This window comes from Bradyrhizobium centrolobii, from assembly GCF_001641635.1.
Classification (GTDB): Bacteria; Pseudomonadota; Alphaproteobacteria; order Rhizobiales; family Xanthobacteraceae; genus Bradyrhizobium; species Bradyrhizobium centrolobii.
The window spans coordinates 41,500-61,928 of record NZ_LUUB01000048.1 but is presented as its reverse complement, the minus strand read 5'-3'; the positions used below and the strand labels follow the sequence as shown (position 1 = coordinate 61,928).

Genomic DNA, 20,429 nt, shown 5'->3' with positions numbered 1-20,429 from the left:
GCCCATCGGCGCTAAGGTAGTTGGAACATCATTTGATAGCGCCGCTTTTTCCTCGGTGGCTCGCGGAGGTGTCGGCGGAGAGCAAAGACAGATCGGTGAAGGCGAGCCAATGTGGGCTGGGGAATGATCGCCTGCAGAAGTGAGGCGACGAGCTGGCGGAGCAATCGCCACGCGCTTGGGCTGGTCAGGCGGCGTCCGCCCAGCGGGGAGAGTCCTCGAGTTCGTCGACAAGCGGCTCGAGCAAGAGAATGATCAGCAGATGAGCGAGGATGTGCGGCCTGGCGGACCGTTCGTCAGTGCCCGGCGGCCCCTTCAGGCCAATCAGGCTCTTCAGTCGCTTGAAGCCGAGCTCGATCCGCCAGCGCAAGCGGTAGAGGGCGAGAACATCATCGGTGGTGAACTCTTCCGGGGCGAGTGAGGTCACCAGGATGACCCAATCGGCGGCCTCGAGCGTTTGCTTGGAGAGCTGATGGCCTCCCTTCTGTGCAGTTCGGCGCGCTTTGCGTCGTGCCTCGGCAGCGGCCTCTGTCGGCTTCTTGACGGCGACCAGACGCAGGGCGAGCGGCGCGCCGCGCCTGGGTTTGAGCCAAATCGGACAATCGATCAGGCCTCGTTTCGCGGATTTGCGCAGTTCAGCGATGAGATCGAGCGCACCGCCTTCGCAATCGAGCCAGCGCGCGCTCTTCCAACCAGCCCGAATGACGAAGTCTGCGCCGGCCTGGATCAGCCGCGCCATGCGCGCCGGCTGCAAATAGGCCCGATCGGCAAGACGGATCTCACCTGCAACCGCCGGTATCCGGTCGAGCGTCTCGCCTTCCTGCTGATCCGTCAGTTCGAAGTGGCCAAAACGTTCCTGCGGAAGATCGAACGCGCTGTGAATGCGCCACACCGCATTCTTCTTCCTGCCATTGAGCCCCTTTCTTCGGCACCGTCGTGGCATCGATGATCCGGATCAGGCGACCTTGGCTTGCCTTCGGGGCGGCGCCAGCAAGCGCCTGCCCCACCAGCAGCGCCAGCCAATCCCCGCACTGACGCAAGCGATACAGCAAAGCCACATTGGAAACGTCGACAAGGCCGACTGATGTCGCCCATGCCGCCGTCAATCGCAATCCCCGCTCACCCAGACAATAGGCCAGGATCAGCCGCAGCAAATCCACCGCGCATCTGATCTCGCGCGGACGCAAGAAAGCCTTCGTCTCCCGTGCCGTGCGATTGAGTGTTTCTGCCCCACCAAGCCGGGCCACCACGCCCGCCCAGTCGCGGTTCACAAGCGATTCGTGTGTCATTCCATCTTGGAATCACAAACGATTCCGCACCCCAAGCCTAATTTAGCGCCAATGGGCGAAGGCCGGGACCCATACCGCGTGACCTATCGAGAGCGGATGGTCGGTGTCCCGCGGCAAGACGACGACTGCGAGCCGTCGCTACAACTGCCGCCTGTGGTTGGGTCCCGGCCTTCGCCGGGACGACGGCGGAGAATGAGGCGCGGGCGGCGCTCCTCACGCCTGCGCCAAAGCCGCGGCTGAGATTGAGGCGCGCGCGGCGCGCCTCAAGCATACCGCCCGTGGCAGTGCTTGTACTTCTTGCCGCTACCGCACGGGCAGTCTTCGTTGCGGCCGATCTTGCCCCACGACGCCGGGTTCTTCGGGTCGCGCTGGGCGGCTGCGACGGCGTGGGACTGCGGGGCGAGGGTGACGTTGGCGAAGGCCATTTCGTCTTCGCCGGTGTCGGGATTGAGCTTGTGCGCTTCCATCGCGGGCAGGATCGGGGCTTCCTGCTCCGGCGGGATGATCTCGACCCGCATGAGCTGCGCGGTGACGGCTTCGCGCAGATGCGCGCTCATCTCCTGGAAGAGATTGAAGGCCTCGGTCTTGTACTCCTGCAACGGATCGCGCTGGCCGTAGCCGCGCAGGCCAATGACCTGGCGCAGATGGTCGAGCATGATCAGATGCTCGCGCCAGAGATGGTCGAGCGTCTGCAGCAGAATGGTCTTCTCGACGTAGCGCATCACGTCGGGACCCCACTGCGCGACCTTGGCCGCCATGTGCTCGTCGGCGCGGGTCTCGATGCGGTTGAGCAGCTCCTCGTCGGCGATGCCCTCTTCCTTGGCCCAGTCGTCGACCGGCAGGTCGAGATCGAGCACGCGCTTGAGCTCTTCCTTCAGACCAGCGACGTCCCACTGCTCGGCATAGGCATGCTCGGGCACGTGCTTGGCGACGAGGTCGTCGATGAAGGCGTGGCGCATGTCAGCGACAGTCTCGGCGACGCTCTCGTCCTTCATCAGCTCGACGCGCTGGTCGAAGATCACCTTGCGCTGGTCGTTCTGGACGTTGTCGAACTTGAGCAGGTTCTTGCGGATGTCGAAGTTGCGCGCCTCGACCTTCTGCTGCGCCTTCTCCAGCGCCTTGTTGATCCAGGGATGGATGATCGCCTCGCCCTCTTTCAGGCCGAGACGCTGCAGCATGCTGTCGAGACGGTCCGAGCCGAAGATGCGCATCAGGTCATCTTCCAGCGACAGGAAGAACTTGGAGCGGCCGGGGTCGCCCTGACGGCCGGAACGGCCGCGCAGCTGGTTGTCGATGCGGCGGGACTCGTGCCGCTCGGAGCCGATGATGTAGAGGCCGCCCGGCTTCGTCACGGTCTTGGCGGGCTTGGAACCCTTCGCCGGCTCGATCTCGATGGTCTCCTCCGCCTTCAGCACGATGTCGCGGAAGTGCTCGATGTCGGCCTTGATCTGCTCGATCCTCGATGCCTTCTCGGCCTCGTCCGTGATGCCCGCGGTCTCCTGCTGCACGCGCATATCGAGCGAGCCGCCGAGCTTGATGTCGGTGCCGCGGCCGGCCATGTTGGTCGCGATCGTGATCGCGCCGGGCACGCCGGCTTCCGCCACGATATAGGCTTCCTGCTCGTGGAAGCGCGCGTTCAGCACCGCGAACAGCTTGGCCGGCTTGCCCGCGCGAGCGGCAGCGTAAAGCTTGTCGAGCGCGTGCTCCTTGCCGAAGTCGATCTGCTTGTAGCCGTTCTGCTTCAAGAACTCGGCGAGCACTTCCGACTTCTCGATCGACGCCGTGCCGACCAGCACCGGCTGGAGCCGCGCATTGGCGCGCTCGATCTCGGCGAGGATCGCGCCGTATTTTTCCTTGTGGGTGCGGTAGACCTCGTCGTCCTCGTCGAGGCGCGCCACCGGCAGGTTGGTCGGGATCTCCACGACCTCGAGCTTGTAGATGTCGAACAGTTCGTCGGCTTCGGTCGCCGCCGTGCCGGTCATGCCCGCCAGCTTCTCGTACATGCGGAAGTAGTTCTGGAAGGTGATCGAGGCGAGCGTCTGGTTCTCGGGCTGAACCGCGACATGCTCCTTGGCTTCGAGCGCCTGGTGCAGGCCTTCCGAATAGCGGCGGCCCGGCATCATGCGTCCGGTGAACTCGTCGATGATCACGACCTCGCCGTCACGGACGATGTAGTCCTTGTCACGGGTGAACAGGCTGTGCGCGCGCAGCGCCTGGTTGACATGGTGCACGACGGAGACGTTCTCGACGTCGTAGAGCGACTCGCCCTTGAGCTGGCCGGCGTCGCGCAGCAGCGTCTCGATCTTCTCCATGCCGCCTTCGGTCAGCGTCACCGTGCGCTGCTTCTCGTCGACCTCGAAGTCGGTCACCTTCCCGAGCTGCGGCATGAAGGTGTCGATGGTGTTGTAGAAGTCCGAACGGTCGTCGAGCGGGCCGGAGATGATCAGCGGCGTGCGCGCCTCGTCGATCAGGATGGAGTCGACCTCGTCGACGATCGCGAAGTAGTGCGGCCGCTGGACCATGTCCTCGAGCCGGTACTTCATGTTGTCGCGCAGATAGTCGAAGCCGTATTCGTTGTTGGTGCCGTAGGTGATGTCGCAGGCATAGGCCGCCTTGCGCTCGGCGTCGTCGAGACCATGGACGATCACGCCGGTGGTCATGCCGAGGAAGCCGTAGATCTGGCCCATCCAGCCGGAGTCGCGGCGGGCGAGGTAGTCGTTGACGGTGACGACGTGGACGCCCTTGCCGGCGAGCGCGTTGAGGTAGACCGCGAGCGTTGCCACCAGCGTCTTGCCTTCACCGGTCTTCATCTCGGCGATGTCGCCCTCGTGCAGCACCATGCCGCCGATCAGCTGCACGTCGAAATGGCGCTGGCCGAGCGTACGCTTGGCGGCTTCGCGCACCGTGGCGAAGGCCGGCACCAGCAGGTCGTCGAGCGTCTTGCCCTCGGCGAGCTGCTGCTTGAATTCGGCGGTGCGGGCCTTGAGGGCCTCGTCGGAGAGATTGGAGACTTCAGGTTCCAGCGCGTTGATGGCGTTGACGCGGGACTGGTATCCCTTCACCCGCCGGTCGTTGGCGGAGCCGAAAAACTTGCGGGCGAGCGCGCCGATCATGCCAAATTCCTGTGTTCGCGATTTAACCGCGTTGCAGCCAAGAGGTCGTCACCCACTTGCCTATCAACTCACCGTGACGCCTCGTGGTGCCAGTGCCCGGCCTGCGGGGGTCATCCGCCATATGGGTGGGAATTGAGCAAGTCTGGGTTCAACGGCCAAAAACGCAGCAAAATAAACGCCATCGCCATGGACGCGACCGCGCAGAGATATGGCCGGGTCAGGGCCTTGTCAACGGCGGCCGGCTTTCCGCTAATTCATCATTTTGACAGACTTTTCGCGTTGCCAAGCCCCCCTGATTGGGCGAGTGTCCGCCCCGCTTAAGCAGCCCCTGCTTCAACATAAGGATTTTCCATGACCACCTCGTTCCCGGTAACCACCGGCCAGCGTTTCCGCCACGCGTCCGCCCTGGCTGGCTCCCTGGGCTTGGTAGCCTGCTTGGCGTTGACCCTGGCGTTCGCGGGCCCGTTGCGGGCCGCCGACGATCCGGTGCTGGCGAAGGTCAATGGCGTTGAAATCAAGAAGAGCGACGTCGCCATGGCCGAGGAGGAACTCGGGCCGAGCCTTGCCCAGATGGACCCGGCGACCAAGGACGAGAACGTGCTCGCCTTCCTGATCGACATGAAGATCGTGGCCAAGGCCGCCGAGGACAAGAAGATCGCCGACAGCGACGAGTTCAAGAAGCGTCTGGCGTTCGCCCGCAACCGCCTGCTGATGGACAGCCTGCTCGCCAACGAGGGCAAGACCGCGACCACCCCCGACGCCATGAAGAAGGTCTATGAGGAGGCCTCCAAGCAGATCACCGGCGAGCAGGAGGTGCGCGCCCGGCACATCCTGGTCGAGACCGAGGACGAGGCCAAGGCGGTGAAGGCCGAGCTCGACAAGGGCGCCGACTTCGCCGAGCTCGCCAAGAAGAAGTCCAAGGATCCGGGCTCCGCCGACGGCGGCGATCTCGGCTTCTTCACCAAGGAGCAGATGGTGCCGGAATTCTCGGCGGTGGCCTTCGCGCTCGAGCCGGGCAAGATCTCCGACCCCGTGAAGTCGCAGTTCGGCTGGCACATCATCAAGGTCGAGGAGAAGCGCAATCGCAAGGCGCCGGACTTCGACCAGGTCAAGGCCCAGATCGAGAACTACGTCACCCGCAAGGCCCAGGCCGACTATGTGGCGAAGCTCCGCGCCGAGGCCAAGGTTGAGCGGCTGGACCAGCCGGCGGCGGATGCGTCCAAGGACGCCAAGCCGGCCGATGCGGCGAAGCCCTCCGACAGCAAGATGGCGCCCCCGGCGAAGAAGTAAGAATTCGCTGTCACTTCGCTGACGCCTAGAGTATCTAAGGATCGTGATGCCCGGCCTCGTGCCGGGCATCTGCGTATCTGACCCACCAAGGCCCTCGCGATGTCCTCCTCCGTCTCCCCGCTCGCCCCGAAACACGTCCCTGATATGCCCGTGATCGCGGGCATCCGTCTCGCGACGGCCGAAGCCGGCATCCGCTACAAGAACCGCACCGACGTGCTGCTCGCCGTGATGGACAAGGGCACCGCGGTCGCCGGCGTCTTCACCAAGTCGAAATGCCCCTCCGCACCGGTGGAATGGTGCCGCGCCAAGCTGAAGGGCGGCAAGGCGCGCGCGTTGGTCGTCAATTCCGGCAACGCCAATGCCTTCACCGGCAAGACAGGCCGCGGATCCACCGCGCTGACCGCCAAGATCGCGGCCAAGGCGGTCGGTTGCGGCGAAAACGAGATTTTTCTCGCCTCGACCGGCGTGATCGGCGAGCCGCTGGACGCGACCAAGTTCGACGGCGTGCTGGGTCGCCTCGCCGAGGCCGCCGAGCCTTCCGACTGGCTCGCTGCGGCCAAGGCGATCATGACCACCGACACCTTCCCCAAGGTCGCGACGGCGACCGTCAAGCTCGGCAAGGCCAAGGTCACCATCAACGGCATGGCCAAGGGCGCCGGCATGATCGCCCCCGATATGGCGACGATGCTGTCGTTCATTTTCACCGACGCGCCGATCGCGCCCGCCGCCCTGCAGGCCCTGCTCAAGAGCGGCGTCGAGGACACCTTCAACGCCGTGACGATCGACGGCGACACCTCGACCTCGGACACGTTGCTGGCGTTCGCGACGGGTGCGGCCGCCGCGCACGGTGCGCCAAAAATCAGCCGCGCCGGCGATCCCCGGCTCAAGGCCTTCGTCAAGGCATTCAACGGCGTGCTCGCCAACCTCGCCGAGCAGGTCGCCCGCGATGGCGAGGGCGCGCGCAAGCTGGTCGAGATCACTGTCGAGGGCGCCAAGACCAAGGCCTCGGCGCGCAAGATCGCGATGTCGATCGCCAATTCGCCGCTGGTCAAGACCGCGATCGCCGGCGAGGACGCCAATTGGGGACGCGTGGTGATGGCCGTCGGCAAGGCCGGCGAGCCCGCCGACCGCGACAAGCTGTCGATCTCCTTCAACGGCATCCGCGTCGCCAAGAGCGGCGCGCGCGATCCTGATTATGACGAGGCGCAGGTGTCGGAGGCGATGAAGGCGCCGGAGATCGCGATCAAGGTCTCGCTCGGCCTCGGCAAGGGCCGCGACCGCGTCATGACCTGCGACCTCACCAAGGAGTATGTTGCGATCAACGGGGATTACCGGTCGTAAGTCTCAACATCGTCATTCCGGGGCGCGCCAACGGCGCGAACCCGGAATCTGGAGATTGTTGCGCGAGATTCCGGGTTCGATGCTATCGCATCGCCCCGGAATGACGGTGCGCCTCACCCCGCAATCCGCGCGTCGGCGACGGCCTTCTTGAACAGCGCGTTCATCGCGTCGGAGATGCCCTGCGTGGGGCTGACCTCGAAATAGAGCCCGGGCGAGGCACAGGCCTGCATGTTCTTGGCAATCTCGCTGTTCGGCGACGGACCGAATGGCGGCTGATTGAACGGGTCGATCCAATCCATGTACCACTGGTTGTCTTTCAATTGCAGATAGGTCGTGTAGAGCACGGCAATTTTGACGTGGTTCTTCTTCAGCGTGTCGCAAAGCGTCGCATCGAGCGGCGACTGGCAGCGTGGCGAGATGTTGCCCCAATGACTGTTGTACATCGTCTTCGAGCAAGCGGCGTTGCTTTCGTCAGCGACGCCGTCCGAGACAAAGAACAGGTATTTCAGCGGGGCTGACGAGGTGCCGCTTCCCGGCGCAGGAATCAAGCTGGTTATTGCCGGAAAGACCTTGCCGAACTGCGTGTCTTTGTCGGCCGTATAGGCGTCGTTATTGCCGTAGACGCCCATCAGATCGATGTTTCCGGCTGCCGTCTTGGCGCTCGATAGGCTGGACGACAGCGAGAACAGCGCGCGAAGCCCAATCGTTTTCGACGAAGCGCCGAAATCGTAGATCGCCATGCGGAACTGGTTCGAATAGGTCTCGGTAGCCGCGGCGGTGTCCATCAGCGACTGGGTGGCGCTGCGCAGCACGTCGATCCGCGTCGTCACGCCGAGCGTCTTCGCGAGATTGTAGTAGTTGTTCGCGTTGTTGTAGTCGTGGCAGGCGAAGGCGCATTTGTCGGACGTGTTGCTGACCATGGTGCTGACGTCGGCCGGAGTCGCGCCGACGCCCATCGACGGCGAGTTGTCGAGCAGGAGATAGAAGTCGATGTAGAGCGGCATGTTGGCCGTCGAGGTCGACGTGCCGGTCACGGTCAGCGCGGTCTTGCCGATCAGGCCGAGAAACATGGTGTTGATATTGGCGCTGAACGTGACCGTCGCGGTGACGGTCGAGCCGCTCTTGACCACGGCGGGAGTGACGCTGTTGAGCGTGTAGCCGGTCAGATTGGCGCGGTTGGCGTCGAAGATGTTCTGGGCATCGGTGACGCCGACGGGGATCGACCCGTCCGACGTCATCGTACCCGCCGCCGCGAAGGCCGGCGAGGCCTTGGAGATCGAGCCGACGCTGGCCGCATCGGCCGCGGCCTGCAGCTTGGCGCGGGTCTGCGTCGCGCGGGAATAGTCGATCGCGCAGCCGACGGCCGTGATCAGCGGAACGCAGGAGAGTGCGAAGATCACGGCAACGTTGCCGCGCCGATTGCAGGTGAAGCGGCGGATAAGTGTGCGAAGCGCGGTGCGCATGGATCGGATCCGGAGTGGTTTAAGCGTTTCCACCCTAGGAACCGTCAATTAAATATGACTTATTGGGACCGCAGAGCGACGCACGGAACGCGGTTAACAGCCCGTTACGTAGTCACACCATTCACGAGCGAATCCTCCCGACAGAACAAGCATGGCCGATCTCAAACTGACACTGGTGGTGGCCTGCGCCCTGATCGACGCCGACAAGCGCGTCCTGATCGCGCAGCGCCCCGAAGGCAAGGCGCTCGCGGGCCTCTGGGAATTCCCCGGCGGCAAGCTCGAGCCCGGCGAGCGGCCGGAGCAGAGCCTCATTCGCGAACTTCACGAGGAGCTCGGCATTACCGTCAGCGAGCCGTGCCTGGCGCCGCTGACGTTTGCGAGCCATGCCTACGAGACCTTCCATCTCCTGATGCCGCTCTACATCTGCCGGCGCTGGGAAGGGCTGGTCACGGCGCGCGAAGGCCAGAGCCTCGCCTGGGTCCGCGCCAACAAGCTGCGCGACTACCCGATGCCGCCGGCGGACATCCCGCTGATCCCGCATTTGATCGATTTGCTGATGTGATGCCCGGCGTGCCCTGGACGCAGCGCAGCGCGTCCGGGACACATCACTCCTTCCGCGCCTTCTTCACCGCCTCCGCGAGACTCGCCTTCGCCGAGCCGGGCTTCAGCGGCTGCTGCTGGCTTGCATGCGGCGCCCAGCCGGACAGCCAGATGATGTCGAACGTCGCGCGGATGCGGCCGTCCGCATCGGCAAAGCGTTCGGCGTAGATCTCAGCCATGCGCAGCAGCGTCGCGCGCCGGCTCAGTGTGCGCCGCCGTTCGATCAGCACATTGGCCGCGCCCATGCGCCGCAAGTCCTGCATCAGCGCGAACGCATTGGCGTAGCGCACCACGACGCGATCGACATCGGTGACCGGCAGCGCAAAACCCGCCCGCTGCAACAGCGCGCCGATGTCGCGTAAGTCAGCAAACGGCGCCACGCGCGGCGACACACCGCCTTCGCATTCGGCTTCCGCCGCGGCAAAGGCCTGGCGCAGCTCGGTCAGGCTGTCGCCGCCGATCATCGCCGCCAGCAGCAGCCCGTCCGGCTTCAGCGCACGCCGGATCTGCGCGAGCACGCCCGGAAGATCGTTGACGAATTGCAGCGCCAGCGCCGAGACGACGAGATCGAGGCTTTCGGGCGCGAAGGGCAGCTTTTCCGCACCCGTCGCATCGAGCACGATCCGCTCGATCGAAGGCAGTCGCGCGCGCAGTGCCATCAGGCCGTCACCAGGCGTCCAGAGATCGGCCGCCGCGTGAAACTCGCGCATCACCGCGGCCAGCCGGTCGGACATGTCCTCAGCGACCCGATCGAGCAGGAAGCTGACCGGGCCCTGCGCTTGCGCGCGATTTTGCCGGGCGTGCAGCAATGCACGATCGAACAGGGCGGGCGGATTTTGCGGATTTTGAACCATGCCGCTGGTTACGCCGATCTCGACGGTTCTGGCAATCCGGTGCGTGCGGAGCTAGCCTTCCCTCATGGAAGCCGAAAGCGCCCCTTCCCGTTCCATCTCCGCGCCACTGCGCGCCGTATGGCTCGCCGGCCGTCACGCGCTGTCGCATGCGGCGCGGCTCGCGCTCGACATTGCGTTGCCGACCCTGTGCGTGTCCTGCCGCGAACCGGTCGATGGTGAAGGCGTGTGCGCGGCCTGCTGGGCGCGGCTGTCGTTCATCGCGCCGCCCTATTGCCCGCGGCTCGGAATTCCCTTCGTCTACGATCCCGGTCCCGACATGCTGTCGATGGAGGCGATCGCGAGCCCGCCAGCTTACCAGCGGGCGCGCGCGGCCGTGCGCTACGACGACGTCGCGCGCACGCTGGTGCATGCGCTGAAGTACCAGGACCGCACCGATCTCGCCCCCGCCATGGGTCGCTGGATGGCCCGCGCGGGCAGCGAGCTACTCACCGATGCCGACATGCTGGTCCCCGTTCCCCTGCATTGGCGGAGAGCCTGGCGGCGCCGCTACAATCAGTCCGGGGCACTGGCACGCATCATCGCGCGGCAGAGCGGGGTCAAGATCAGGGGCGACGTGCTGCGCCGGGTGCGCGCGACCGAGCAGCAGATCGGCCTGTCGCGCGCCCAGCGCGCCACCAATGTGCAGGGCGCGTTCCAGGTATCTGCCGACCTCCAATCCGAGGTCCAGGGCCGCCATATCGTGCTGATCGACGACGTCCTGACCTCTGGCGCGACCGCCGATGCCTGTGCGCGGGCCCTGCTCCGCGCCAAGGCCGCCCAGGTGGACCTCCTCGTCTTCGCCCGGGTTGTCGAGAGCGGGCCGCGTCCCATATAATTCAATGAATTCATGACATGAGAGCGCCAGACGACATGACTGTCGAGATCTACACGAGGCCGGGCTGCGGCTATTGTTCCGCGGCGAGGTCGCTGCTGACCCGCAAGAAGGCGACCTTCACCGAGTTCGATATCGCCAAGAACCCGTCCTGGCGCCAGGAGATGTACGACCGCGCCGGGGCAGGCGCGACCTTCCCGCAGATCTGGATCGGCGAGATCCATGTCGGCGGCTGCGACGAGCTCTATTCGCTCGATCGCGAAGGCCGGCTCGATGCGCTGCTCGAGAACGGCAAGGCGGTTTCATGAGCCAGAATCAAGATCGTACCTTCACCGCCGCCATGGTGCAGATGCGCACCGGGCTTCTGCCCGAGCCGAGCTTCGAGCAGGCGAGCAAGCTGATCCGGCAGGCGGCGGCTAACGGCGCCAACTACGTGCAGACGCCGGAAGTCAGCAACATGATGCAGCTGAACCGCAAGGCGCTGTTCGAGCACCTTCAGAGCGAAGAGCACGATCAGTCGCTGAAGGCCTATCGGGCGCTCGCGGCGGAGCTGAGGATCCACCTGCATGTCGGCTCGCTGGCGCTGCGCTTTTCGCCGGAGAAGGCGGTCAATCGCTCCTTCCTGATCGGGCCCGAGGGCAACGTGCTCGCGAGCTATGACAAGATCCACATGTTCGATATCGAGCTGCCGGACGGCGAGAGCTATCGCGAATCCGCGAATTACCAGCCGGGCGAGACGGCCGTGATCTCGGACCTGCCCTGGGGCCGCATCGGGCTGACGATCTGCTACGACGTGCGCTTCCCCGCGCTCTATCGCGCGCTCGCCGAGAGTGGCGCGGCCTTCATCACGGTGCCCTCCGCCTTCACCCGCAAGACCGGGGAAGCGCATTGGCACGTGCTGCTGCGTTCGCGCGCAATCGAGACCGGCTGCTTCATCTTCGCCGCGGCACAGGCGGGCCTGCACGAGAACAAGCGTGAGACCTATGGCCACTCGCTGATCATCGACCCCTGGGGCGAGATCCTCGCCGAGGGCGACGTCGAGCCCGGCATCATCATGGCGAAGATCGACCCGGCCAGGGTCGAGACGGCGCGGAAGGCGATCCCGTCGCTCCAGCACGGCCGCCGCTTCGGCGTCTCCGACCCCAAGGCCGGCCCTGACCATCTGCATCTGGTGCGAGGATCGGCATGATCCGCTACGCGCTCCGCTGCGACCGAGACCACGAGTTCGAAAGCTGGTTCCAGAGCTCGACCGCCTATGATTCGCAGGTCAGGCGCAAGCTCGTGACCTGCCCGATCTGCGGCTCGGCCAAGGTCGACAAGGCGATCATGGCGCCGCGCGTCGTCGGCAAGAAGGGACGCGCCGCGCAGCCGCCGGAGGCCGCCGCCACGACCGCGCCTACGCAATCCGCGCCGACCTCGCTGATGATGGCGCAGGAGCGCGAGCTGCGCGCCAAGCTGAAGGAGCTGCGCGATCACATCGTGAAGAACGCCGACAATGTCGGCGACCGCTTCGCCAACGAAGCCCGCGCCATGCATTACGGCGACAAGGAGCACCGCCCGATCTACGGCGAAGCCTCGCCTGATGAGGCCAAGTCGCTGATCGACGAAGGCATCGAAGTCTCGCCGCTGCCGACGCTGCCGGAAGATAGGAATTGAGGGTCACGCTTGTCGTCATGGCCGGGCTTGACCGGAGCCAAGAGATTTAGGCCCCCACCAACACAGCCACACCGATCACGATCAGCACGATCCCAAAGATCTCGCGCGGGGAGACCGGCTGCTTGAACGAGTAATATGCCACGCCCTGCGCGAACAGCACCTCGATCAGCGCGAGCGTGCGGACGTTGGCGGCGGCGGTCAGCGCAAAGGACAGGAACCAGAACTGCGAGGCGAAGGCGCCCATGAAGCCTGCGAGCAGCGACGGCTTCCAAAGTCCGAGGATCGCTTGCAGCACCTTCGGCGCGCGCCAGAGCAGATAGACCGTCAGGATCAGCGTCTGCGCGAGCAGGCCCAGCACCAGCGTGAATGACGACGCCGTCACGAAGGACACGCCCGGCACCGCGATGATGGCGCCGCGGAACCCGACCGCGGACAGCGCGAACGCTGCTGCCGCCACGAGGCCCATGATGGTCGGCCTCAATTCCGCAAAGCTCTTCTCGCCACCGGGCCTGAGCGCCGTGATGACGACGCCGACGGTCGCGATCACGATGGCGGCAACCTTCAGCCAGGTGAGGTGATCACCAAGGAAGACGAAGCCGAAGATCGCGGTCTGGATCGCCTCGGTCTTCAGGTAGGCCGTCGTCACCACGAAGGAGCGGTCGTTCATGGCCAGCAGCATCAACCCGGTGCCGACGATCTGGCTGAGCGCGCCGAGCAGCAGCCACGGCCAGAACACGGAGGGCGGCATGCTGAGATGATCGCCGGAGACGATCAGCACGAGGCCCAAGAACAGCACCGAGAACGGGAAGCCGAACAGGAAGCGGATATTGGTCGCGCCCCAGGTGCCGAGCGGCTTCGTGAGCGACCGCTGCATCGCATTGCGCGCCACCTGCCCGAGCGCGGCAATGACGGTGAAGGGAATCCAGAGGCTGGTGACGGTGAGCATGGGGCGGGCGGAATGAGGCGGGAAAGATCAGGCCAACGTGCAAGCTTGAGCCCGCGCGGTCAACAGCACGGATGTCATGGGAGCGATGCTCGGGCCACAAACTCTCCTGTCGTCCCTGCGAACGCAGGGACCCATAACCCCAGGGAGCAGTTTTGCGAAAGCTGCCGGCCACGCGTCCACCCGCCGTGTGCCATCGATGGATTCCGCGGTATGGGTCCCTGCGTTCGCAGGGACGACAGCCGGGGCTTGGCGCAGTCCAGCGTGTCAGACCAGCAGATCGCTGAGGTCGCGCCACTCTGGATTCTCGCGCTCGATTAGTTCGATCTTCCAGTCGCGTTTCCAGCGCTTCAGCTGCTTTTCACGGGCGATCGCGTCTTCTACCCGCTCGTAAGCCTCTGAGTGGACGAGGCGATACACGCCGTAGCGCTTTACAAATTCCGAACCCTTGCCGTTCCGATGCTCTTCCAACCGCTTCTGAAGCAAGTTGGTTATTCCGATATAGAGTGTCCCGTGACGGCGGCTGGCGAGTATGTAAACGTGGTACATGCTCCGGACGCCTATCTCGCCTAACTACGGGGGCCGGTGGCTATGGGTCCCTGCTTTCGCAGGGACGAGACCTCCCCTGGAGCAACAGTTCGCGCGCTACCCATTCCCCCCTCACACCATCCCTTCCGCGACGACCATGTAGTTCACGTCCAGGTCGGAGGAGAGGGCCCATTTATCGGCGAAAGGGCTGTAGACCACGCCGGTTTGCTCGGTGATGACGAGGCGGTTGTCGAGCAGGTATTTTGCGAGCTCGTCGGGGGTGACGAACTTGTTCCACTCGTGGGTGCCGCGCGGCAGCCAGCGCAGGACGTATTCGGCGCCGACGATGGCGAGGGCAAAGCTCTTCCAGTTCCTGTTGAGGGTGGAAACCACCATCAGCCCGTTCGGTTTGAGCATCGCCGCGCAGCGCTTCAGGAACATGCCGACGTCGGTGACGTGCTCGACCACCTCCATCGCGAGCACGATGTCGAAGCGCTCGCGCGGATCGATCTCCTCGACCGTGGTGCAGCGATAATCGATCGCCAGGTGTCCCTTGTCGGCGTGGAGCTTGGCGGCCGCAATATTGCTGGCCGAGGGATCGATACCGATGACCTGCGCCCCCAGCCGCGACAGCGGCTCGCACAACAGGCCGGCGCCGCAGCCGATGTCGAGCAGGCGCAGGCCGCCGAGGCAGTTGAGGCTGCGCACGTTCCGCTCGAACTTGCGGCAGGCGGCGTCGCGGATGTAGCCGAGCCGCAGCGGATTGATCCTGTGCAGCGGCGCCATCTTGCCCTTGGGGTCCCACCACTCCGCCGACAGCTTTGAGAATTTCGCGATCTCGGCGGCGTCGACGGTCGAGCCCGGCTGGTTGCTTGCGGTTGCGGTTGTATTTTGCTGCATGCTCATGATAACGCGCGGTCCTACCGCGTGGTGATCGAACTACGGAAGGCGAGCGGCGAATCGACGGTCGTGATCTTCTCGATCCCTTCCCCAACCCCGCGAATCGTCACGTCGCCATAGTTGAGAATACGTCCAAGAATCGACTGGTTGACATCGACGCTCTCGACCTTGTCCAGCGCCATCTCGAAGGTGCGCCGCTTGATGAACCCGGTCTTGTGCACGACCCGCAAATTGGTCACGTCGGTCTCGGTGGTGAAGCGATGGAACCAGCCCTTCACCGTCCAATACAGGGCGGCCAGAGCCACCAGGACGGAAGCGACGAGACATAGCAGTGCGAGCCCCTCGACGGTGGTCTGCCGGGACAGGACGAACAGAACCAGCGCGGCAATCCAGGTCACGATGGCCGGGAAATAGAAGATCCAGTGCGCATTGGTCGAATACAGCACCTTCTCGCCGGGCTGCAGAATCTCGTCGATATAGCGCGCCATAATCTCGATTAACCCATCACCCCCGCGTCCGGGCCCCAGGAACCCGCTTGCCCCCGGCCCCGCCCCTCTGTATACGCGCGGTCGGGGTATCCGCTGCATCGCCTCGCGCGGGTCACCATACTTATCCTTGTGAGGGAATGCACGCGTCGTCATGAGCCGCCTCGTGATGAAATTCGGCGGCACGTCCGTCGCCAACATCGAACGTATCCGCAACGTCGCACGCCATGTGAAGCGTGAGGTCGACGCCGGCCACGAGGTGGCCGTGGTCGTCTCCGCGATGGCCGGCAAGACCAACGAGCTCGTGGCCTGGTGCACCGAAGCCTCGCCCATGCACGATGCGCGCGAATACGACGCCATCGTCGCCTCCGGCGAGCAGGTCACCTCGGGCCTGCTCGCCATCGTGCTCCAGGGCATGGGCATCCAGGCCCGCTCCTGGCAGGGCTGGCAGATCCCGATCAAGACCAGCGACGCCCATGCCTCGGCCCGGATCGAGGACATCGACGGCACCGAGCTCATCAACCGCTTCAAGGAGCGGAAGGAGGTCGCCGTCATTGCCGGCTTCCAGGGCATCGCCCCCGAGACCAACCGCATCACCACGCTCGGCCGCGGCGGCTCCGACACCTCCGCAGTTGCGATCGCCGCCGCCGTCAAGGCCGACCGCTGCGACATCTATACGGACGTCGACGGCGTCTACACCACCGATCCGCGGATCGTGCCCAAGGCGCGCCGGCTCGACAAGATCGCGTTCGAGGACATGCTGGAACTGGCCTCCCAGGGCGCCAAGGTGCTCCAGGTTCGCTCGGTGGAACTCGGCATGGTCCACAACATGCCGATCTTCGTCCGTTCCAGCTTCGACAAGCCCGAGGATATCGACCCGCATGCCAACCAGCCGCCCGGCACGCTGATCTGCAGCGAGGAGGAGATCATGGAAAGCCACGTCGTCACCGGCATCGCCTTTTCCAAGGACGAGGCCCAGATCTCGGTGCGCCAGATCGAGGACAAGCCTGGCGTCGCCGCGTCGATCTTCGGCCCGCTCGCGGATGCCAACATCAACGTCGACATGATCGTGCAGAACGTCTCCGAGGACGGCAAGACCACCGACCTCACCTTCACGGTGCCGGCGGCCGACTATGCCCGCGCCAAGGACACGATCACCGCCGCGAAGGACAAGATCGGCTACGCCCGGCTCGACAGCGCTACCGATGTCGCCAAGATATCGGTAATCGGCAGCGGCATGCGCAGCCATGCCGGCGTCGCCGCCAAGGCGTTCTCGGCCCTCGCGGGGCGGAATATCAACATCCGCGCCATCACAACCTCCGAGATCAAATTCTCGGTCTTGATCGACACCGCCTATACCGAGCTCGCGGTGCGCACCCTGCATACACTCTACGGCCTCGATCAGGCCTAGACGAATTTTCTCTTAGCGGTCGCAGCAAACGCGAAGGTGTACACACCTTTGCGTTTGGCAGGCGTTTTGCTTGGCAAAACAAGCCCCAATTCGCTATACGGCGAACAGGGTGGGCTGCCACAAACTGTGCCCCAGTTTAGGCGGTGCTGATTCGGCTCAAGCGACGCTGGGGCCGGCGCCGGATGAGCAACTTTGTTGTTTTTCTGGAATTCTGGGCAAGCCGCCGGCGCCCTTCCGGCCCGGCAGATGGAGGAGATTGACGGCACATGCGGAGCGCGTCGGGAGGTCCCCGCGTCTTGTTGAGACGGCTCCGCGAAACCATGGCGGAGCAGGTCTCGGCCCAGGAGCGGCTGGACAAGATCGTGGTGCTGATCGCCGCCAACATGGTGGCCGAGGTGTGCTCGGTCTATGTGCTGCGCATCGACAACACCCTGGAGCTCTACGCCACCGAGGGTCTCAACCGCGAGGCTGTGCACCATACCGTGCTCAGCGCCCATGAGGGCCTCGTCGGCCTCGTGGCCAGCGAGGCGACGCCGCTGAACCTGAGCGATGCGCAGAGCCATCCCGCTTTCTCGTTCCGCCCCGAGACCGGCGAAGAAATCTACCACTCCTTCCTCGGCGTGCCGATCCTGCGCGCCGGCAACACGCTCGGCGTGCTGGTGGTGCAGAACCGCGCCAAGCGAACCTACGTCGAGGAGGAGCTCGAGGCGCTGCAGACCACCGCCATGGTGCTGGCGGAGCTGATCGCCTCCGGCGAGCTGTCGGCCCTCGCCCAGCCCGGCCTCGAGCCGGCGGCGCGCCACTCCATGCAGAAGGTGGGCGCGATTCTCTCGGATGGCATCGCGCTCGGCCACGTCGTGCTGCACGAGCCGCGCGTCGTCATCAAGGACTACATCGCCGAGGACCTGCCGAAAGAGATCAAGCGGCTCGACACCGCGCTCGCCAAGCTGCGCTCCGACCTCGACCGCATGCTGGAGCGCGGCGACGTCGCGGAAGGAGGCGAGCATCGCGACGTGCTGGAAGCCTACCGCATGTTCGCCAACGACCAGGGCTGGTCGCACAAGCTGCATGAGGCGGTTGCCACCGGCCTCACCGCGGAAGCCGCCGTCGAGCGCGTGCAGTCCGATACCCGCGCGCGCATGCTGCGTTCGACCGATCCCTATTTGCGCGACCGGCTGCACGACCTGGAGGACCTCGGCTACCGCCTGATGCGGCAGCTCGTCGGCCAGGACCACGCGCCCTCGCGCGAGCAACTGCCTGACAATGCCATCGTCATCGCGCGCGCGATGGGACCGGCGGCGCTGCTCGACTACGACCGCAAGCGCCTGCGCGGCATCGTGCTGGAGGAAGGCACCGCCAACTCCCATGTCTCCATCGTGGCCCGTGCGCTCGGCATTCCCGCGGTCGGCGAGGTGCCGAACGCGCCGGGCATCGCCGATCCGGGCGACGCCATCATCGTCGATGGCACCTCCGGTTCGATCTATGTGCGCCCCTCGCAGGAGATCGAGGCCGCCTATGCCGAACGCGTGCGCTTCCGCGCCCGCCGCCAGGCGCAATATCTGGCGTTGCGCGACCGGCCCTGCGTCACCAAGGACGGCGAGAAGGTCGAGCTGCTGATCAACGCGGGCCTCGCCATCGACCTGCCGCATATCGACGACACCGGCAGCGCCGGCATCGGGCTGTTCCGCACCGAGCTGCAATTCATGGTCGGCCAGAGCCTGCCGCGCACCAGCGACCAGCTCGCGCTGTACCGCGCCGTGCTGGATGCCGCAGGCAGCAAGCCCGTCACCTTCCGCACCCTCGACATCGGCGGCGACAAGGCGCTGCCCTATATGGAGACCGTGATCGAGGAGAATCCCGCACTCGGCTGGCGCGCGATCCGGCTCGGACTCGATCGCCCCGGCCTGCTCCGCGGCCAGATCCGCGCGCTGCTGCGCGCCGGCGGCGGCCGCGCCTTGCGTGTGATGTTTCCGATGGTCTCGGAAGTCGCCGAGTTCGATGCCGCCAAGGCGCTGGTCGAGCGCGAGCTGACTTACTTGCGCCAACACGGACACACGCTGCCGGAACGCATCGACATCGGCACCATGGTCGAGGTGCCGGCGCTGCTCTATCAGCTCGACGAGCTCCTGAAGAAGGTCGACTTCATCTCGGTCGGCTCCAATGATCTGTTTCAGTTCCTGTTCGCGGTCGACCGCGGCAATGCCAAGGTCTCGGAACGCTTCGACACCATGTCGGCGCCGATCCTGCGCGCGCTGCGCGACATCGCGCGCAAGTGCCATGCTGCGAAGAAGTCGCTCTCGCTTTGCGGCGAGATGGCCTCGAAGCCGATCGGCGCGCTGGCCCTGATCGCGCTGGGCTATCGCTCGCTGTCGCTCTCGGCGACCGCGCTCGGCCCGGTCAAGGCGATGGTCATCGACCTCGACGCGAAGAAGGCCGAGGCGATGCTCGGCCCGTTGCTGGACGCGCCAACCGGCAGCGTCTCGATCCGGCAGAAGCTGACGGAATTCGCCGAAGCCGAGGGGCTGGCGTTGTAGCGGGCCCGTCCGCCCGCTTTCGCCTTGCCTTCCGTCGCACTTTGAGACTGAACCGATGTCGTCACTCCCCGAAGCCAAACTGGACGTCCTGCTCGCGCATCACGCTTCGCTCGAGGCCGAATCGCTGGGACAGCTGTCCTCCGAGCGCTATGTGCAGATCACGCGCGAGCTCGCCGAGATCAGCCCGCTGATCGAGTCGGTCAAGGCTTATCGTTCTGCCGTGAAAGAGCTCGCCGATACCGAGGCACTGATCGCCGATCCCGCAACGGACGCCGAGATGCGCAGCATGGCGGAAGCCGAGCGCGACGAGCTCAATTCGAAGATCGAGGAGCTCGTCCAAAAAATCCGCGTCGCGCTGCTGCCCAAGGACGCCATGGACGACCGCAACGTGGTGCTGGAAATCCGCGCCGGCACCGGCGGCGACGAGGCTTCGCTGTTCGCCGGCGACCTGTTCCGCATGTATGAGCGCTTTGCCAGCTTGCAGGGCTGGAAGGTCGAGGTCATTTCAGCGAGCGAAGGCACCGTCGGCGGCTACAAGGAAATCATCGCCGAGGTGCAGGGCCGCGGCGCGTTCTCGAAGCTTAAGTTCGAATCCGGCGTACATCGCGTGCAGCGCGTGCCCGACACCGAGACGCAAGGGCGCATCCATACCTCCGCCGCCACCGTCGCCGTGCTGCCGGAGGTCGAGGACGTCGACGTCGACATCAAGAACGACGATTTGCGGATCGAGACCATGCGTGCGCAAGGCGCGGGCGGTCAGCATGTCAACAAGACCGAATCGGCGATCCGCATCACGCATATCCCGACCGGCATCGTGGTGATGATGCAGGACAGCCGCTCGCAGCATAAGAACCGCGCCTCTGCCATGAACATCCTGCGCTCGCGCATCTACGACGCCGAGCGCCAGAGGCTCGAGGCGGCGCGCTCCGCCGACCGCAAGGAGAAGGTCGGCTCCGGCGACCGCAGCGAGCGCATCCGCACCTACAATTTCCCGCAAGGACGCGTCACCGACCATCGCATCAACCTGACGCTCTACAAGCTGCCGCAGGTGATCGCGGGCGAGGCGCTCGGCGAACTGATCGACGCGCTGACCACCGAGCACCAGGCCGCCCAGCTCGCAGCGCAGGGCGCCGCGGCGTAACGAGGCTGCGGCT

19 protein-coding genes are annotated in these 20,429 nt (G+C 65.1%); 11 read left to right on the top strand and 8 right to left on the bottom strand.

Going from position 1 to position 20,429, the window contains the following annotated elements:
- Nucleotides 1-184: 184 nt before the first annotated feature.
- Nucleotides 185-889 carry a transposase gene (locus AYJ54_RS13190; protein WP_063698095.1) on the bottom strand — a complete coding sequence of 235 codons (705 nt, stop codon included), beginning with the start codon at nucleotides 887-889 and terminating at the stop codon, nucleotides 185-187.
- Here AYJ54_RS13190 and AYJ54_RS50655 point away from each other — a divergent pair.
- Complete coding sequence (locus tag AYJ54_RS50655) at nucleotides 879-1,082, top strand: hypothetical protein (protein ID WP_161491823.1); 204 nt, start codon at nucleotides 879-881, stop codon at nucleotides 1,080-1,082. The two genes, AYJ54_RS13190 and AYJ54_RS50655, sit on opposite strands and share 11 nt — an antisense overlap.
- A 467-nt stretch (nucleotides 1,083-1,549) precedes the next feature.
- On the opposite strand, the gene secA is transcribed toward AYJ54_RS50655, so the two are convergent.
- A complete protein-coding gene (gene secA / locus AYJ54_RS13185; RefSeq protein WP_063699333.1) occupies nucleotides 1,550-4,399 on the bottom strand; it encodes a preprotein translocase subunit SecA in 2,850 nt (949 codons plus the stop codon).
- 351 nt (nucleotides 4,400-4,750) lie between these two features.
- On the opposite strand from secA, the gene AYJ54_RS13180 reads away from it, so the two are divergent.
- Together AYJ54_RS13180 and argJ are read left to right on the top strand one after the other, a co-directional pair.
- Nucleotides 4,751-5,689, top strand: a complete 939-nt coding sequence (locus AYJ54_RS13180; protein WP_063699332.1) for a peptidylprolyl isomerase — start codon at nucleotides 4,751-4,753, stop codon at nucleotides 5,687-5,689.
- A 99-nt stretch (nucleotides 5,690-5,788) separates the two neighbouring features.
- Nucleotides 5,789-7,030: a bifunctional glutamate N-acetyltransferase/amino-acid acetyltransferase ArgJ gene (gene argJ, locus AYJ54_RS13175; protein WP_063699331.1), complete on the top strand. Its 1,242-nt coding sequence runs from the start codon at nucleotides 5,789-5,791 to the stop codon at nucleotides 7,028-7,030.
- Nucleotides 7,031-7,143: 113 nt separating this feature from the next.
- On the opposite strand, the gene AYJ54_RS13170 is transcribed toward argJ, so the two are convergent.
- Complete coding sequence (locus AYJ54_RS13170; RefSeq protein ID WP_063699330.1) at nucleotides 7,144-8,493, bottom strand: TadE/TadG family type IV pilus assembly protein; 1,350 nt, start codon at nucleotides 8,491-8,493, stop codon at nucleotides 7,144-7,146.
- Between the two features lie 151 nt (nucleotides 8,494-8,644).
- Here AYJ54_RS13170 and AYJ54_RS13165 point away from each other — a divergent pair, with 151 nt between their 5' ends.
- Nucleotides 8,645-9,055 (top strand): (deoxy)nucleoside triphosphate pyrophosphohydrolase, encoded by a 411-nt coding sequence (locus tag AYJ54_RS13165; protein ID WP_063699329.1) that lies wholly within the window; start codon nucleotides 8,645-8,647, stop codon nucleotides 9,053-9,055.
- A gap of 43 nt (nucleotides 9,056-9,098) precedes the next feature.
- Here AYJ54_RS13165 and AYJ54_RS13160 read toward each other — a convergent pair whose 3' ends face one another.
- Nucleotides 9,099-9,947 (bottom strand): methyltransferase domain-containing protein, encoded by an 849-nt coding sequence (locus AYJ54_RS13160; protein ID WP_063699328.1) that lies wholly within the window; start codon nucleotides 9,945-9,947, stop codon nucleotides 9,099-9,101.
- Nucleotides 9,948-10,011: 64 nt separating this feature from the next.
- Here AYJ54_RS13160 and AYJ54_RS13155 point away from each other — a divergent pair, with 64 nt between their 5' ends.
- From AYJ54_RS13155 to AYJ54_RS13140, 4 genes are read left to right on the top strand one after another with little or no spacing between them, the layout of a single operon-like run.
- A complete protein-coding gene (locus AYJ54_RS13155) occupies nucleotides 10,012-10,821 on the top strand; it encodes a ComF family protein (RefSeq protein WP_063699327.1) in 810 nt (269 codons plus the stop codon).
- Between the two features lie 17 nt (nucleotides 10,822-10,838).
- The gene (gene grxC, locus AYJ54_RS13150) at nucleotides 10,839-11,126 is read left to right on the top strand and encodes a glutaredoxin 3 (RefSeq protein WP_430641427.1); all 288 of its coding nucleotides are present in this window, start codon (nucleotides 10,839-10,841) and stop codon (nucleotides 11,124-11,126) included.
- Nucleotides 11,123-12,007, top strand: coding sequence for a carbon-nitrogen hydrolase family protein (locus tag AYJ54_RS13145; protein ID WP_063699325.1), 885 nt, complete (start codon nucleotides 11,123-11,125; stop codon nucleotides 12,005-12,007). Before grxC ends, AYJ54_RS13145 begins: the two co-directional genes overlap by 4 nt.
- Nucleotides 12,004-12,474 (top strand): DUF1178 family protein, encoded by a 471-nt coding sequence (locus AYJ54_RS13140; RefSeq protein WP_063699324.1) that lies wholly within the window; start codon nucleotides 12,004-12,006, stop codon nucleotides 12,472-12,474. Before AYJ54_RS13145 ends, AYJ54_RS13140 begins: the two co-directional genes overlap by 4 nt.
- Nucleotides 12,475-12,520: 46 nt before the next feature.
- On the opposite strand, the gene AYJ54_RS13135 is transcribed toward AYJ54_RS13140, so the two are convergent.
- From AYJ54_RS13135 to AYJ54_RS13120, 4 genes are all read right to left on the bottom strand, one after another.
- Nucleotides 12,521-13,420 (bottom strand): EamA family transporter, encoded by a 900-nt coding sequence (locus tag AYJ54_RS13135; protein WP_063699323.1) that lies wholly within the window; start codon nucleotides 13,418-13,420, stop codon nucleotides 12,521-12,523.
- Nucleotides 13,421-13,684: 264 nt separating this feature from the next.
- A complete protein-coding gene (locus AYJ54_RS13130) occupies nucleotides 13,685-13,966 on the bottom strand; it encodes a GIY-YIG nuclease family protein (protein ID WP_063699322.1) in 282 nt (93 codons plus the stop codon).
- Between the two features lie 111 nt (nucleotides 13,967-14,077).
- Entirely contained in the window at nucleotides 14,078-14,851 is a 774-nt protein-coding gene (gene ubiG / locus AYJ54_RS13125; protein WP_063699321.1) for a bifunctional 2-polyprenyl-6-hydroxyphenol methylase/3-demethylubiquinol 3-O-methyltransferase UbiG, read from the bottom strand.
- A 14-nt stretch (nucleotides 14,852-14,865) separates the two neighbouring features.
- Nucleotides 14,866-15,333 carry a PH domain-containing protein gene (locus tag AYJ54_RS13120; RefSeq protein WP_063699320.1) on the bottom strand — a complete coding sequence of 156 codons (468 nt, stop codon included), beginning with the start codon at nucleotides 15,331-15,333 and terminating at the stop codon, nucleotides 14,866-14,868.
- Nucleotides 15,334-15,484: 151 nt separating this feature from the next.
- On the opposite strand from AYJ54_RS13120, the gene AYJ54_RS13115 reads away from it, so the two are divergent.
- From AYJ54_RS13115 to prfA, 3 genes are all read left to right on the top strand, one after another.
- The gene (locus tag AYJ54_RS13115) at nucleotides 15,485-16,741 is read left to right on the top strand and encodes an aspartate kinase (RefSeq protein WP_063699319.1); all 1,257 of its coding nucleotides are present in this window, start codon (nucleotides 15,485-15,487) and stop codon (nucleotides 16,739-16,741) included.
- 266 nt (nucleotides 16,742-17,007) lie between these two features.
- Nucleotides 17,008-19,275 (top strand): phosphoenolpyruvate--protein phosphotransferase, encoded by a 2,268-nt coding sequence (gene ptsP / locus AYJ54_RS13110; RefSeq protein ID WP_063699318.1) that lies wholly within the window; start codon nucleotides 17,008-17,010, stop codon nucleotides 19,273-19,275.
- A 55-nt stretch (nucleotides 19,276-19,330) separates the two neighbouring features.
- A complete protein-coding gene (gene prfA, locus AYJ54_RS13105; protein ID WP_063699317.1) occupies nucleotides 19,331-20,416 on the top strand; it encodes a peptide chain release factor 1 in 1,086 nt (361 codons plus the stop codon).
- The last annotated feature ends 13 nt before the right edge of the window (nucleotides 20,417-20,429 follow it).

Bases quoted from the DNA above. Each gene is read 5' to 3' on its own strand.
- AYJ54_RS50655 (WP_161491823.1), top strand. From the start codon at position 879: ATGCGCCACACCGCATTCTTCTTCCTGCCATTGAGCCCCTTTCTTCGG.
- secA (WP_063699333.1), bottom strand. From the start codon at position 4,399: ATGATCGGCGCGCTCGCCCGCAAGTTTTTCGGCTCCGCCAACGACCGG.
- AYJ54_RS13180 (WP_063699332.1), top strand. From the start codon at position 4,751: ATGACCACCTCGTTCCCGGTAACCACCGGCCAGCGTTTCCGCCACGCG.
- argJ (WP_063699331.1), top strand. From the start codon at position 5,789: ATGTCCTCCTCCGTCTCCCCGCTCGCCCCGAAACACGTCCCTGATATG.
- AYJ54_RS13170 (WP_063699330.1), bottom strand. From the start codon at position 8,493: ATGCGCACCGCGCTTCGCACACTTATCCGCCGCTTCACCTGCAATCGG.
- AYJ54_RS13165 (WP_063699329.1), top strand. From the start codon at position 8,645: ATGGCCGATCTCAAACTGACACTGGTGGTGGCCTGCGCCCTGATCGAC.
- AYJ54_RS13160 (WP_063699328.1), bottom strand. From the start codon at position 9,947: ATGGTTCAAAATCCGCAAAATCCGCCCGCCCTGTTCGATCGTGCATTG.
- AYJ54_RS13155 (WP_063699327.1), top strand. From the start codon at position 10,012: ATGGAAGCCGAAAGCGCCCCTTCCCGTTCCATCTCCGCGCCACTGCGC.
- grxC (WP_430641427.1), top strand. From the start codon at position 10,839: ATGAGAGCGCCAGACGACATGACTGTCGAGATCTACACGAGGCCGGGC.
- AYJ54_RS13145 (WP_063699325.1), top strand. From the start codon at position 11,123: ATGAGCCAGAATCAAGATCGTACCTTCACCGCCGCCATGGTGCAGATG.
- AYJ54_RS13140 (WP_063699324.1), top strand. From the start codon at position 12,004: ATGATCCGCTACGCGCTCCGCTGCGACCGAGACCACGAGTTCGAAAGC.
- AYJ54_RS13135 (WP_063699323.1), bottom strand. From the start codon at position 13,420: ATGCTCACCGTCACCAGCCTCTGGATTCCCTTCACCGTCATTGCCGCG.
- AYJ54_RS13130 (WP_063699322.1), bottom strand. From the start codon at position 13,966: ATGTACCACGTTTACATACTCGCCAGCCGCCGTCACGGGACACTCTAT.
- ubiG (WP_063699321.1), bottom strand. From the start codon at position 14,851: ATGAGCATGCAGCAAAATACAACCGCAACCGCAAGCAACCAGCCGGGC.
- AYJ54_RS13120 (WP_063699320.1), bottom strand. From the start codon at position 15,333: ATGGCGCGCTATATCGACGAGATTCTGCAGCCCGGCGAGAAGGTGCTG.
- AYJ54_RS13115 (WP_063699319.1), top strand. From the start codon at position 15,485: ATGAGCCGCCTCGTGATGAAATTCGGCGGCACGTCCGTCGCCAACATC.
- ptsP (WP_063699318.1), top strand. From the start codon at position 17,008: ATGCGGAGCGCGTCGGGAGGTCCCCGCGTCTTGTTGAGACGGCTCCGC.
- prfA (WP_063699317.1), top strand. From the start codon at position 19,331: ATGTCGTCACTCCCCGAAGCCAAACTGGACGTCCTGCTCGCGCATCAC.